The following is a 13,676-nucleotide window of genomic DNA, read 5'->3' as shown; positions in this document are numbered from 1 at the left end:
GCTTTTGCTTTTGCTTCTGCTGCGGCTTTAGCTTGCGCTTCTGCTTTCTGCTTAGCTTCAGCAGCAGCTTGAGCTTCCGCTTTCGCTTTTGCTTCTAATTCAGCTTGCTCAGCTAATTCGCTGTCATCACGCTTAACGAAAGTACGCTTTTTACGCACTTCAACTTTCACGTCTTTTGACTGACCGCCGCCGGCTGGCACACTTAATGTCGATACAGTTTTACGTTGTAATGTCATTTTAGTGGGCTCTTTATCGGCACCATGTTGCTTCTTTAGGTAATCAAGTAGCTGTTGTTTCTCAGTTTCTGACACTGTATCAGCTTGGCCTTTGTTAATGCCTGCTTCAGAAAACTGCTCAATCAGTCGCTCAACACTTTTACCCACTTCCGCGGCTAATTTTTGTACGCTTGTATCTGCCATCAATTAAATCCCCCTGCTGATCGACTTATGCTTCTTCGCCAAACCAACAGATATTGCGGGCCGCCATGATGAGCTCACCAGCTTTTGCTTCTGTTAATTCTTCAATTTCGATCAAATCGTCTATGCCTTGTTCGGCTAGGTCTTCTAAAGTCACTACGCCTTTGCTCGCTAGAACGTAAGCTAAGTGCCTTTCCAACCCTTCCAATGCTAATAAATCTTCACTTGGCTCAGCGCCATCTAATGCTTCTTCCGTTGCTAATGCACGGGTAGAAATAGCCGCTTTTGCGCGTTCACGTAATGTTTCAACTATGTCGCTATCAAAACCATCGATAGCTAATAATTCCGCTTCTGGTACGTAAGCGATTTCTTCTAGTGAAGTGAAGCCTTCCTCTGCAAGCACAGTTGCAAAATCAGTATCCACTTCTAGGGCGCTCACGAATAAATCGATCACCTTGGCACTTTCTGCCTGGTGTTTCTTATTCATGTCTTCCACTGTCATTACGTTCAGTTCCCAGCCGGTAAGCTGAGTAGCTAAACGTACGTTTTGTCCATTTCGACCAATGGCTTGTGCCAAGCTATCAGCTTCAACGGCGATATCCATAGAATGATTATCTTCGTCGACTATGATAGAGGCCACATCGGCTGGTGCCATGGCATTGATCACATATTGTGCTGGATTTTCATCCCAAAGCACGATATCAACACGCTCACCACCAAGCTCGTTAGAAACGGCTTGAACGCGTGCACCACGCATGCCAACACAAGCACCGATAGGGTCTATACGTCTGTCGTTTGACTTGACCGCAATCTTAGCGCGAGCGCCTGGGTCGCGAGCTGCGCCCATGATTTCGATCATTTCGTCGTAAATTTCAGGCACTTCTACACGGAACAGTTCAATCAGCATTTCAGGCTTAGAGCGAGTTAAAAATAACTGCGCGCCGCGTGCTTCAGGACGGACTGAGTAAAGTAATGCGCGAACGCGGTCACCTGGACGGAAAGATTCACGGCTGATCAAATCTTCTTTGAACAGTACGCCGTCAGCATTGTTGCCTAAGTCAACAACCACGTTTTCACGGCTGCTTTTCTTAACAATACCTGTAACAATCTCACCTTCTTTTTCGATGAATTGTTCTACAACTTGGGCACGCTCAGCTTCACGTACTTTTTGTACTATGACTTGCTTGGCTGTTTGGGTTGTAATACGGTCAAATACCACAGAGTCAATTTGATCTTCTATGTATTGACCAGGCTCAATACCTGGCTCTTCGTAACGGGCCGCTTCTAAGGTGATTTCACTGTACGGGTTTTCTAATGCTTCACCTTGATCGTCAACCACCATCCAACGACGGAAAGTGTCGTAGTGACCCGTTTTACGATCGATAGCAACACGAACCTCGATGTCACCTTCATACTTTTTCTTGGTTGCTGTAGCTAGTGCAATTTCTAGCGCTTCAAATATTTTTTCGCGGGGTACGGCTTTTTCATTAGAAACTGCCTCTGCGACTAGCAGGATTTCTTTATTCATATCGTCTTGCCTCGTTCACCTTGAAACCATCAAAACTTAGCGATAATGTTGCCTTTACGGATATTATCCAAGGCAATAATCAAGTCTTTACCATCAACGTTAAGTGTCAAGATCTGACCTTCAACTTTACTGATGACGCCTTTTAAATTACGACTACCCGCAACAGGCATAGTCAATTGAACTTTCGCATCTTCACCGATATAAGCCTGATACTGCGCCGCAGTAAATAAAGGCCTATCAACACCAGGCGAAGACACTTCTAATGTGTATTCGGTCGTAATGGGGTCTTCAACATCCAGTACCGCACTGACTTGACGACTGGTTTCGGCACAGTCTTCAATAAAGATGCCTTTTTCACTGTCGATAAAAACACGCACTATCGAGTGACGACCAGCATGAACGAACTCTATGCCCCAAAGCTCGAAGCCCAAGGCTTCAACTGGCACAGTGAGCATTTCGACCAGTCTAGATTCTATTGTTGCCAAAAATGACCCCCAGAAAAACGAAAAAAGGGCTAATAGCCCCCGAACTAACCGCAAAAAAACACGGTTTTTAAAAGTCCATATAACAAAAAACCCCGTAATCACGAGGTCTTCTTATTATAGAACCTGTAAATTGTAATATGCATCAGTTCGATGAAATTCATATTACAAAAAGTTGGTTGCGGGGACCGGATTTGAACCGATGACCTTCGGGTTATGAGCCCGACGAGCTACCAAACTGCTCCACCCCGCGTCAACTGGCTGCAAGTATATTGATTTCTCTCTATGCTTGCAATCACTAATCATGTAACGCCTTACTTGACTAGTGTCTAAATGGTGCCGAGAGCGGGACTTGAACCCGCACGTCCGTTAGGACACAGCCACCTCAAGGCTGCGCGTATACCAATTTCACCACCTCGGCTAATCTTGCTTAATCAGGAATTTCAGTTCCTGTTTCTTCTGTTACTGGCGCTTGTTCAACAACTTGCTCAGTAGCAGAATTAATTTCGTTCCACGCATCGTCTTGCTGTACATGGTTTGCGCTTAAGTTGCCAATAATTAGGCTTAAGGCGAAAAAACCAATCGCTAACACTGCTGTACTGCGTGTCAGGAAGTTACCTGAACCGCTAGAACCGAACAAAGTGCCAGAAGCACCTGCTCCAAAAGATGCACCCATATCGGCACCTTTTCCCTGTTGGATTAAGATAAGTCCTACTAGACCAATCGACACCATCAGATATACAACCATTAATACTTCATACATAATCTAGGCACTCATCGCTATGGTACATAAGCTTAAAAACTCGCTGGAGTTTAAACTAGCTCCGCCTATCAGTCCACCATCAACATCAGGCTGGGCAAACAAATCTGCCGCATTGCTAGGCGTAACGCTACCACCGTATAGTATCCTGATATTCTCACCAATAAAGGGAGAGACTTCCGAGAGGCGTTTGCGTATAAACGCATGTACTTCTTGCGCCTGCTCTGGAGTAGCGCTCTTACCTGTCCCTACGGCCCATAAAGGTTCGTAGGCGATAATGGCGTTATCAAAAGCCATGGTACCGTTCTTTTCTATGACTATATCCAACTCTTCAGCAATCACCTCAAAGGTACGTCTTGCTTCACGTGCTGGACCTGACTCACCAACACAAAGTATCGGGGTCAAACCATGTTTTTGTGCAGCAGCAAACTTCTCCGCTACGATATTACTCGTCTCTCCGTACATACGGCGACGCTCGGAGTGGCCGATAATGACATATCGACATCCTGAATCTTTTAACATCTGCCCGGAGATCTCTCCGGTATAGGCGCCAAAGTCATGTTGACTCAAATTTTGCGCACCCATTCTAACTAACGCACCATCTAGGGCTTGTTTGTTATCTTCAAGCAGTTGCCTAACACTTTCTAGGTAAATAGAAGGCGGGCATAACACCACCTCAGCAGAATCATTTTGGAGCTTAGCAGCAAATTTCTTGAACAGCTCTTGGGCTAATGCCGCATTACCATTCATTTTCCAATTGCCTGCAACCATAGGACGTCTGAGTGCCATTACTGTCTCCTCCTGAAAGCGGCGTGAATAATAGCGAACCGCTTATCAAGTTACAATAGCTAACGTTGGATTATTTGAATTATCACGTCGATATGGATATTTTTTATACTTCAACGAGACTTATCAATGAATTAGCCTAGGAATTTTACTTCCTAAGCAGGATTTAGAGATCTAGCAAGCCAATTTAACTGCATCGGCAATCCGATTGGCATGAGCCAAAACTAAATCATGATCATCTCCTTCAACCATGACACGAATTAATGGTTCAGTACCAGATTTACGTAATAATACCCGTCCACGGGCACCTAATGCCTGCTCGACTTTAACCTGTGCTGTCTTAACAAGTTCAGACTCAAGGGGATTGTCATTACCTTCAAAGCGCACATTAACTAAGACTTGAGGTAACATTTTCATCGGTTCAACCAACTGCTCTAAGGTTGCATTTTGACGACGCATGGCAGCAAGCACTAAGATCCCAGCAATAATGCCATCACCTGTGGTGCCGTGGTCAAGATCAAGAATATGACCCGAGTTCTCACCGCCAATGCGCCAATCATTTTTCTTGAGCATTTCCATTACGTATCTATCACCTACGTTGGAGCGAGCAAAAGGAATATCTAATGCTTGCAAGGCAAGATCTAGCCCTAAATTTGACATCAAAGTACCAACAACGCCACCTTTAAGCTGACCACGTTTTTGGGCGTCAGCAGCAAGAATATAAAGAATTTGGTCACCATCAATCACTTCACCCTTGCGGTTGACCATCATGATACGGTCACCATCACCGTCCAGCGCGATACCTAAATCAGCGCCTTCTGCGATCACAGTTTCACAAATTTTGCCCATAGAAGTGGCACCCACTTCATGGTTAATGTTAATGCCATTTGGCTTATCACCAATAGCAATAACCTCGGCGCCCAGCTCACTGAATACGCTAGGTGCTATATGATAGGTAGCGCCATGGGCACAATCTACTACGATTTTAAGTCCTGCAAGGGTTTGATCTGCTGGAAAATTTCCTTTGCAATATTCGATATAACGCCCAGCAGCATCTTCAATCCTGCGGGCCTTACCCAATAAATGTGACTCTACACAGATTAACGGTTTTTCAAGTTCAGCTTCGATTTCAAGCTCGATAACATCATCAAGTTTACTGCCATCGGTTGAGAAAAACTTGATGCCGTTATCATAATATGGATTATGAGAAGCACTGATCACTACTCCGGCTTCTGCTCTAAAGGTACGGGTCAGATAGGCAACTGCCGGCGTAGGCATAGGTCCTAATAACAACACATTTAAACCTGCAGCTGAAAGTCCGGCTTCTAAGGCTGATTCGAATAAATAACCAGAAATACGAGTATCTTTACCTATAATGACTTTTTTTGTGCCATTTCGAGATAATACTCGTCCTGCTGCCCAACCGAGTTTTAGCGCTAATTCTGGGGTCATCTTACCCGCGCCTACTTTTCCACGAATACCATCGGTTCCAAAAAATTGTCTTTGTTTCACGCTTCCTCGCTTAAGTGTTACCACTTAATAAGATAATTACTTCAAAATAACATTGAGCATCTGCTCATCATATTGCTTAACTGCAGGCCATGGTCGCTGACATCACGCTTAACACATCTCGAGTCTCAGCCACATCATGAACCCGTAAAATTCGTGCACCTTGCTGAGCCGCAATCAAAGCTCCCGCTAAGCTGCCGGCAAGGCGTTCTGTGACATCACGTTGTAAAAGCTCGCCAATCATGCGCTTTCTTGACAAACCAATCAAGATTGGCAGGTGAAAAGCATGTAATGCCGGCAATTGTGCCAGTAGCTGATAGTTATGTTCAAGGGTTTTCCCAAAGCCAAAGCCTGGGTCGAGTAAGATATTGCCTCTCTCGATCCCTGCAGCCATGCAAGCATCGACTCGAACATCAAAAAAATCACTGACTTCTTGGATGATATCTTGATACTCAGGCGCCTCCTGCATGTCTTTAGGCTCCCCCTTCATGTGCATTAAACACACTGGTACGTTAAGGTTTGCAGCCATTTCCAAGGCACCAGGCAGCTGTAACGCCCTGACATCATTAATCATATCAGCGCCAGCATTAACTGCTGCGGCCATAACTTCGGGCTTGCTGGTATCGATTGATAGCCAAATCCCTCCCCCTGTGCCCGCGTATTTTTGAGCCGCGTATTCTATAACAGGAATAACCCGCGCAAGCTCATCAGCAAGGCTAACTTCTGCGGCGCCTGGACGGGTTGACTCACCACCAATATCTAAAATTTTTGCACCCTGTGCGACTAATTTATCCACATGAGCACAAGCGGCATCAAAATTGGCAAATTGTCCACCGTCGGAGAAGGAATCAGGAGTCACATTCACTATCCCCATCACTAGGGGAGCACTTAAATCTAAGCTTTTATTTTTGCTCTTTAATTCAAACATTTTTTATCCATTGCGCCGATTTACCGTTAGTTTGTAGCCTTATAGAAACAAGAAAACCCCTAAACGGGGTTTTCTTCATTAATCTCAAGGATTACTTAGCGGGCGTGCCATCGGCATCATCAACTTTAGTTTCAGTATCAACATCGCTGTCCGCGCTAGCATCAGCCTTTTTAACATCATCAGCCTCTGCTTTTGACTTAGGCGTATTACTGTCATCATCTGATGCTTCATCTTTTTGCCATTCAGCAGGAAGACGAACTTCACGGCGATTCATCAAATCATCAATTTGTAATGAGTCAATGGTTTCATACTTCATCAAGGCATCTTTCATCGCGTGTAAGATATCCATGTTTTCGTTAAGTAACCGTTGAGCTCTGGCGTAATTTTTATCAATAAAGGCTTTGATTTCAGCATCGATGATAGTCGCAGTGTCATCAGACATAGCCTTAGATTTACCCATGCTACGACCTAAGAAAACTTCATTATCTTCCTCTGCGTATAGCAATGGACCTAGTTTGTCTGAGAAGCCCCACTGAGTCACCATATTACGCGCAATAGACGTTGCATATTTGATGTCTTGTGATGCGCCAGTTGACACTTTATCACTGCCATAAATCAGTTCTTCTGCAAGACGGCCGCCATAGGCTACTGATATTTGCGATTCAAGCTTGAGGCGGCTCTGACTAATGGCATCGGCCACTGGTAAGAAGAACGTCACCCCCAAAGCTCGACCACGAGGAATAATAGTGACCTTGTGCACAGGATCGTGCTCAGGCACTAAACAGCCTACTATGGCATGCCCAGCTTCATGGTAAGCAGTCATTTCTTTTTCAGCTTCTGACATCACCATAGAGCGGCGCTCTGCACCCATCATGATTTTATCTTTAGCACGTTCGAACTCTTCCATTCCCACTACACGGCGATTGCCACGGGCAGCAAACAAGGCCGCTTCGTTTACTAAGTTAGCAAGGTCTGCACCTGAAAACCCTGGGGTACCACGAGCAATAACGCTGGCTTTAACATCATCTGATAATGGCACTTTACGCATGTGCACTTTCAAAATTTGTTCACGGCCGCGAACATCAGGCAAGCCAACAACCACTTGGCGATCGAATCGACCTGGGCGCAATAACGCCGAATCCAATACATCAGGACGGTTAGTGGCTGCGATAACGATTACGCCTTCGTTACCTTCAAAGCCATCCATCTCAACCAGCATCTGGTTTAAGGTTTGCTCACGTTCATCATGACCACCACCCACACCAGCACCACGTTGGCGACCTACAGCATCGATTTCGTCGATAAAGATGATACAGGGTGATGATTTTTTCGCTTGTTCGAACATGTCACGCACGCGAGATGCACCAACACCGACAAACATTTCCACGAAATCAGAACCTGAAATAGTAAAGAATGGTACCTTGGATTCACCAGCAATGGCTTTTGCGAGTAAAGTTTTACCCGTACCAGGTTGCCCCACCATCAAGACTCCTGTTGGAATGCGGCCGCCTAATTTCTGGAATTTAGTGGGGTCACGTAAGTAATCCACTAATTCTTTTACTTCTTCTTTGGCTTCATCACAACCCGCCACATCAGCAAAGGTGGTTTTGATTTGATCTTCACTCATCAATTTGGCTTTACTCTTGCCAAATGACATTGCGCCCTTACCGCCACCACCTTGCATCTGACGCATGAAGAATATCCACACACCGATAAGCAGTAACATTGGGAACCAAGAAATAAAGATTTGAGTCAAAAAGCTTGATTCTTCAGCTTCTTGACCTTTCATCGTGATGCCTTTACGGTCAAGGTCGTTGATCAAATCTTGGTCATACATAGGCATGATGGTGACAAACTTCTCACCAGTACGCTTAGTGCCTTCGATTGTTCGTTGATCACTTTTAATTTCAACCGTATTTATTTGCCCACCACGAACACTGTCTAAAAAGGTGGAATAATCCATCTTCTGCGAATTCGAAGAAGAGGGGGAATAACCCTGAAATACCGACATCAATACTACAGCGATGACGACCCAGAGAATTAAATTTTTTGCCATGTCACTCAAATTACTAGACCTCGTTCAAGTCTTGCGATGATTAAGATTAGACTACTACAACTTGTATCCAGTCGCTACTAGATAGACTTCCCGAGAACGGGCGCGAGAGGAGTCTGGTTTGCGCGTTTTTACGGTTTTAAATGCTTCTTTAACTGATTTTATATAGTCATCAAAGCCTTCCCCCTGAAAGACTTTGACGGCAAAACAGCCATTTGGCGCCAATACTTGATGACACATATCTAATGCTAATTCAACCAAGTACATAGCTCTAGGCTGATCAACACCATCGGAACCGCTCATATTGGGAGCCATGTCCGATAGTACCACATCAACCTTGTCCTCACCTACCCTGTCAAGCAGCGCATTGAGTACCTTTTCTTCGCGGAAGTCGCCTTGTAAAAAGTCGACACCAACGATGGGATCCATAGGTAAAATATCACAGGCAATAACCTTGCCTTTATCACCAGCTAATTTAACCGCTATTTGTGACCAGCCGCCAGGGGCTGCACCTAAATCCACCACTGTCATACCTTGGCGAATAAGCTGATCTTTTAGCTGAATTTCTTCTAACTTAAATGCAGCACGTGACCTTAGCCCCCTTTTCTGTGCGAGTTTGACATAGTGATCATCAAAATGTTCTTGCATCCAGCGGGCTGAGCTGGCGGTTCGTTTTTTAGCTGACATTCAAATTCCATAACAATTGAGAGTTACACAGAGCTTATATAAGGGTAGAATAGCGGCTTTTCAATAGTAACTCAGCAAAAGTTGGTAGAAATGAACTTAACAACCAAACAAAAACAGCATTTAAAAGGCCTGGCGCATAATCTTAAGCCAGTGGTCATGCTGGGTGCCAATGGTTTGACTGAAGGTGTTCTAGCTGAAATTGACAGCGCGTTAACACACCATGAACTTATCAAAGTTAAAGTCGCTGGCGCCGATAGAGAACTTAAAAACGCTATAGTCGATGCTATCGTGCGTGAAACTCAGTCAGCTAAAGTTCAAGTTATTGGTCACGTGTTGGTGCTTTTCCGTCATTCTCAAGAAATGAAAATCGCCTTACCAAAAACCAAATAATATTGATTATTCGGGAATACTTTTAGGCACACACCTAAACACCTGAGTTATCAGCAAGCAAAAATAAGGCCACTGAATTCAGTGGCCTTATTGTTATCTTCCTCAGCATAAAAGCCAAGTACTTATGAGCTAAACAGCTCCAGAAAAGTGCAACTAAATGTACTCAACCGCAATAATTTCGTAATCAGTTAAGCCACCTGGTGTAGTAATAGACACTTCATCGCCTTCGTTTTTGCCAATAAGGCCACGGGCAATCGGTGAATTCACTGAGATCAGGTTCTGCTTAATATCAGCTTCATCATCACCCACTATGCGGTATTTTACTTCAGCATCGGTTTCAAGGTTCAAAATTGTCACTGTGGTGCCAAAGATCACTCGGCCAGCATTTTCAATTTTTGTCACATCAATGATCTGTGCATTCGATAACTTGCCTTCGATATCACGAATACGAGCTTCACAAATCCCCTGATCTTCACGGGCTGCGTGATATTCGGCATTTTCTTTTAAATCCCCGAGCTCACGGGCCGAAGCTATGGCTTCAGTGATCTTAGGACGACGATCAAATTTTAAAAATTCTAATTCTTTACGTAGTTGGTCTGCGCCCACTACTGTCATAGGAACTTTACTCATAATTGCCTTAAGTCTCCTTTAGAAACAAAAACATACTCTATCGCCCTAGTGAGCAATACAGTTTACTAGTTCACAAAACGCCACCATGGCAGTGATACCATGACTTATCTTTGATGCTCGATAAGCCGATTTTTTTCAAAATGGTATTCGTACTAGTAATGGATCAAATAATTGCCGACAGCTTACCTAAGCTTTAAGCGACTTGCTAGTCATAGATCATAAAAAAAGGCCGCCCTGAGGCGACCTTTTATTTAACGACTTATCAAGCTTATGCTTTATTCAATACCCTTTGATGCAGTTCTTGCAAGGAACTCACCTGGCTCCTGTCATCAGCAGAGTGCGCCATGCAAGTTGCAAATGCCGCGTTTAGCGTGGTGGTATAATTCACCTTGTAGCGCAGGGCTCCGCGGCGAATTTGACGTGAGTCTTCAATGGCTTGACGCCCTTCAGTAGTGTTCACTATGTAGGTGTATTCACCATTCTTAATACGGTCAAGAATATGAGGACGACCTTCGTGGACCTTATTCACTAAACGTGGGTTAATCCCGGCCTCACCTAGCACAATTGCCGTACCGTGGGTGGCGTCAATTTGATAGCCAAGTTCAATTAACTTAGCCGCTAAATCAGCAACACGCTTTTTATCGCTGTTACGTACAGACAATAGCGCACGTCCTGATTTAGGTACTTCAGATGTTGCCCCTAGCTGCGCCTTAGCATAAGCCTCGGCAAAGGTATTACCTACCCCCATGACTTCACCCGTTGAGCGCATTTCTGGCCCTAGTAGTGGATCAACACCTGGGAACTTGTTAAACGGCAATACCACTTCTTTAACCGAGTAAAAAGGTGGAATAACTTCTTTGGTAAAGCCTTGCTGAATAAGGCTTTGTCCCGCCATGACACGGGCTGCAATCTTAGCCAGTGGCACGCCAGTCGCTTTAGAAACAAAAGGCACAGTACGGGCAGCGCGTGGATTAACTTCAATCATGTAGATTTGGTTATCTTTAACCGCGAACTGCACGTTCATCAAGCCCACAACGCCAAGCTCAAACGCCAATTTAGACACTTGTACTCGCATCTCATCTTGAATCGCTTGGCTCAAGGTATACGGTGGCAATGAACAACCTGAGTCACCTGAATGAACGCCCGCTTGCTCGATGTGCTCCATGATGGCGCCAACTACTACAGTCTCGCCATCGCAAATCGCATCAATATCCACTTCAATAGCATCATCTAAAAAGTGATCCAACAGTACCGGTGAGGCGTTAGACACGCTCACAGCCTCGTTGAAATAGCGCAGTAAATCTTGCTTGTCGTAAACGATTTCCATCGCGCGGCCGCCAAGAACGTAAGAGGGACGCACCACTAATGGATAGCCAATCTTTTCGCCTTCAATTACCGCACTTTCAACGGTAGTCACAGTCGCATTTTCTGGCTGCTTCATGTTCAGACGTTGAATGGCTTGCTGGAAACGCTCTCTGTCCTCAGCTCTGTCGATAGCATCTGGGCTAGTACCAATAATCGGCACACCTGCAGCTTCTAACTCGCGAGCAAGTTTAAGTGGCGTTTGACCACCGTACTGCACGATAACGCCATTTGGCTTCTCGATGCGGACGATTTCAAGCACATCTTCTAATGTCACTGGCTCAAAATAAAGTCTGTCCGAAGTGTCATAATCGGTAGATACGGTTTCAGGGTTACAGTTAACCATAATGGTTTCATAACCGTCTTCACGTAGCGCTAATGCGGCATGAACGCAGCAATAATCAAACTCGATACCCTGACCAATACGGTTTGGACCGCCACCTAAAATCATGATTTTGTCACGATTTGAAGGCAGTGCCTCACACTCATCTTCATAGGTTGAGTACATGTAGGCGGTATCGGTTGCAAATTCAGCAGCACAGGTATCGACACGTTTGTATACAGGGTGAAGGCTGTACTTGTGACGCAGCTTACGCACTTCAGATTCACTCACCCCAAGCACAGCAGCTAAGCGAGCATCGGCAAAGCCTTTACGCTTCAATTTACGCAAGAAGTCCGCATTTAAACCTGACATACCGGCTTCTGCAACTTCGGACTCAAGCTTGATAAGCTCTTCTATTTGCACCAGAAACCAAAGATCGATATTCGTCAGCGTAAACACTTCATCACATGATAAGCCAGCTCTAAAAGCATCGGCTATGTACCAAATACGATCAGCGCCAGGCTCTTTAAGTTCATGACGAATACGGGTCATGGCATCGGTTGTTGCTAAATCCACGATAGGATCGAAACCATTACGAGACACTTCAAGGCCGCGAAGGGCTTTTTGCAGTGACTCTTGGAAAGTACGGCCAATGGCCATCACTTCACCCACGGATTTCATCTGAGTGGTTAATCTGTCGTTAGCACCGGCAAATTTTTCAAAGTTAAAACGAGGGATCTTAGTAACAACATAATCAATCGCAGGTTCAAATGAGGCTGGGGTGCGACCACCTGTGATGTCATTCATCAATTCATCTAAGGTAAAGCCCACGGCCAATTTGGCAGCCACTTTGGCGATAGGGAAACCCGTGGCTTTAGACGCCAGCGCTGATGAGCGCGACACCCTAGGGTTCATCTCGATAATGACCATGCGGCCAGTTTCAGGGCAAATACCGAACTGCACGTTCGAGCCACCCGTTTCCACGCCAATCTCACGCAATACCGCAAGTGAGGCATTACGCATCAGCTGGTATTCTTTGTCGGTTAAGGTTTGCGCGGGTGCCACTGTGATTGAATCACCTGTGTGCACGCCCATAGGGTCGAAGTTTTCAATGGCGCAGACTATAATGCAGTTATCATTTTTGTCGCGCACCACTTCCATTTCATATTCTTTCCAACCTATGAGCGACTCATCAATAAGCAGTTCATTGGTCGGTGACAAGTCTAAGCCTTGAGAACAAATCTCTTCGAACTCTTCCTTGTTATAGGCGATACCGCCGCCACTGCCGCCCATGGTAAATGAAGGGCGGATAATACAAGGGAAGCCCACCATGTCCAATACGCCATAAGCTTCATCCATAGTATGGGCGATACCTGCGCGAGGACAATCAAGGCCAATGGCCTTCATGGCTTTGTCGAAGCGGCTACGATCTTCAGCCTTGTCAATAGCATCGGCGGTAGCGCCAATCATTTCGACGTTAAACTCTTTTAACACCCCTTTGGCTTCAAGCTGCAAGGCGCAGTTAAGTGCGGTTTGTCCGCCCATAGTAGGTAATATCGCATCGGGACGTTCTTTGGCGATAATGTTGCGCACCACTTCCCAGTGAATAGGCTCGATGTAGGTTGCATCAGCCATTTCTGGATCTGTCATTATGGTCGCTGGATTTGAATTCACCAGAATGACGCGGTAACCCTCTTCACGCAGCGCTTTACAGGCTTGAGCACCTGAGTAATCAAACTCACATGCTTGTCCAATCACAATTGGACCAGCCCCTAGGATAAGAATACTTTTTATATCGGTACGTTTTGGCATTGCTTTTCTCT

The 13,676-nt window shown here is 45.2% G+C and carries 12 protein-coding genes and 2 tRNA genes; 1 reads left to right on the top strand and 13 read right to left on the bottom strand.

Going from position 1 to position 13,676, the window contains the following annotated elements:
- The 11 genes from H5073_RS12075 to rlmE all read right to left on the bottom strand — a co-directional run.
- A partial coding sequence (locus tag H5073_RS12075) for a translation initiation factor IF-2 associated domain-containing protein (protein ID WP_182679820.1) occupies positions 1-419 on the bottom strand: 419 nt, incomplete at its 3' end.
- A 25-nt stretch (positions 420-444) separates the two neighbouring features.
- The gene (gene nusA / locus H5073_RS12070) at positions 445-1,944 is read right to left on the bottom strand and encodes a transcription termination factor NusA (protein ID WP_011495458.1); all 1,500 of its coding nucleotides are present in this window, start codon (positions 1,942-1,944) and stop codon (positions 445-447) included.
- 29 nt (positions 1,945-1,973) lie between these two features.
- A complete protein-coding gene (gene rimP, locus H5073_RS12065; RefSeq protein ID WP_011495457.1) occupies positions 1,974-2,429 on the bottom strand; it encodes a ribosome maturation factor RimP in 456 nt (151 codons plus the stop codon).
- A 173-nt stretch (positions 2,430-2,602) separates the two neighbouring features.
- Positions 2,603-2,679 (bottom strand) — tRNA-Met (locus H5073_RS12060).
- 81 nt (positions 2,680-2,760) lie between these two features.
- Positions 2,761-2,847 (bottom strand) — tRNA-Leu (locus H5073_RS12055).
- Between the two features lie 9 nt (positions 2,848-2,856).
- Positions 2,857-3,189 (bottom strand): preprotein translocase subunit SecG, encoded by a 333-nt coding sequence (secG, locus tag H5073_RS12050; RefSeq protein WP_182679819.1) that lies wholly within the window; start codon positions 3,187-3,189, stop codon positions 2,857-2,859.
- A gap of 3 nt (positions 3,190-3,192) precedes the next feature.
- Positions 3,193-3,975 carry a triose-phosphate isomerase gene (gene tpiA / locus H5073_RS12045; RefSeq protein WP_182679818.1) on the bottom strand — a complete coding sequence of 261 codons (783 nt, stop codon included), beginning with the start codon at positions 3,973-3,975 and terminating at the stop codon, positions 3,193-3,195.
- A 171-nt stretch (positions 3,976-4,146) separates the two neighbouring features.
- The gene (glmM, locus tag H5073_RS12040) at positions 4,147-5,484 is read right to left on the bottom strand and encodes a phosphoglucosamine mutase (RefSeq protein WP_182679817.1); all 1,338 of its coding nucleotides are present in this window, start codon (positions 5,482-5,484) and stop codon (positions 4,147-4,149) included.
- 76 nt (positions 5,485-5,560) lie between these two features.
- Complete coding sequence (gene folP, locus H5073_RS12035) at positions 5,561-6,409, bottom strand: dihydropteroate synthase (RefSeq protein ID WP_182679816.1); 849 nt, start codon at positions 6,407-6,409, stop codon at positions 5,561-5,563.
- Between the two features lie 91 nt (positions 6,410-6,500).
- The gene (gene ftsH / locus H5073_RS12030) at positions 6,501-8,474 is read right to left on the bottom strand and encodes an ATP-dependent zinc metalloprotease FtsH (protein WP_182679815.1); all 1,974 of its coding nucleotides are present in this window, start codon (positions 8,472-8,474) and stop codon (positions 6,501-6,503) included.
- A gap of 45 nt (positions 8,475-8,519) precedes the next feature.
- Complete coding sequence (gene rlmE / locus H5073_RS12025) at positions 8,520-9,149, bottom strand: 23S rRNA (uridine(2552)-2'-O)-methyltransferase RlmE (RefSeq protein ID WP_182679814.1); 630 nt, start codon at positions 9,147-9,149, stop codon at positions 8,520-8,522.
- A 90-nt stretch (positions 9,150-9,239) separates the two neighbouring features.
- Here rlmE and yhbY point away from each other — a divergent pair, with 90 nt between their 5' ends.
- Positions 9,240-9,539 carry a ribosome assembly RNA-binding protein YhbY gene (yhbY, locus tag H5073_RS12020; protein ID WP_182679813.1) on the top strand — a complete coding sequence of 100 codons (300 nt, stop codon included), beginning with the start codon at positions 9,240-9,242 and terminating at the stop codon, positions 9,537-9,539.
- A gap of 153 nt (positions 9,540-9,692) precedes the next feature.
- Here yhbY and greA read toward each other — a convergent pair whose 3' ends face one another.
- Together greA and carB are read right to left on the bottom strand one after the other, a co-directional pair.
- Positions 9,693-10,169 (bottom strand): transcription elongation factor GreA, encoded by a 477-nt coding sequence (gene greA / locus H5073_RS12015; protein ID WP_182679812.1) that lies wholly within the window; start codon positions 10,167-10,169, stop codon positions 9,693-9,695.
- 268 nt (positions 10,170-10,437) lie between these two features.
- Positions 10,438-13,665 (bottom strand): carbamoyl-phosphate synthase large subunit, encoded by a 3,228-nt coding sequence (carB, locus tag H5073_RS12010; protein WP_182679811.1) that lies wholly within the window; start codon positions 13,663-13,665, stop codon positions 10,438-10,440.
- Positions 13,666-13,676: the final 11 nt, after the last annotated feature.

Origin of the sequence: Shewanella sp. SR44-3, from assembly GCF_014163735.1 — a bacterium.
Lineage (GTDB): Bacteria > Pseudomonadota > Gammaproteobacteria > Enterobacterales > Shewanellaceae > Shewanella.
The sequence above is the reverse complement of the archived record's forward strand: the minus strand, read 5'-3'. Positions and strand labels throughout refer to the sequence as shown.

Bases quoted from the DNA above. Each gene is read 5' to 3' on its own strand.
- nusA (WP_011495458.1), bottom strand. From the start codon at position 1,944: ATGAATAAAGAAATCCTGCTAGTCGCAGAGGCAGTTTCTAATGAAAAA.
- secG (WP_182679819.1), bottom strand. From the start codon at position 3,189: ATGTATGAAGTATTAATGGTTGTATATCTGATGGTGTCGATTGGTCTA.
- tpiA (WP_182679818.1), bottom strand. From the start codon at position 3,975: ATGGCACTCAGACGTCCTATGGTTGCAGGCAATTGGAAAATGAATGGT.
- folP (WP_182679816.1), bottom strand. From the start codon at position 6,409: ATGTTTGAATTAAAGAGCAAAAATAAAAGCTTAGATTTAAGTGCTCCC.
- rlmE (WP_182679814.1), bottom strand. From the start codon at position 9,149: ATGTCAGCTAAAAAACGAACCGCCAGCTCAGCCCGCTGGATGCAAGAA.
- yhbY (WP_182679813.1), top strand. From the start codon at position 9,240: ATGAACTTAACAACCAAACAAAAACAGCATTTAAAAGGCCTGGCGCAT.
- greA (WP_182679812.1), bottom strand. From the start codon at position 10,169: ATGAGTAAAGTTCCTATGACAGTAGTGGGCGCAGACCAACTACGTAAA.
- carB (WP_182679811.1), bottom strand. From the start codon at position 13,665: ATGCCAAAACGTACCGATATAAAAAGTATTCTTATCCTAGGGGCTGGT.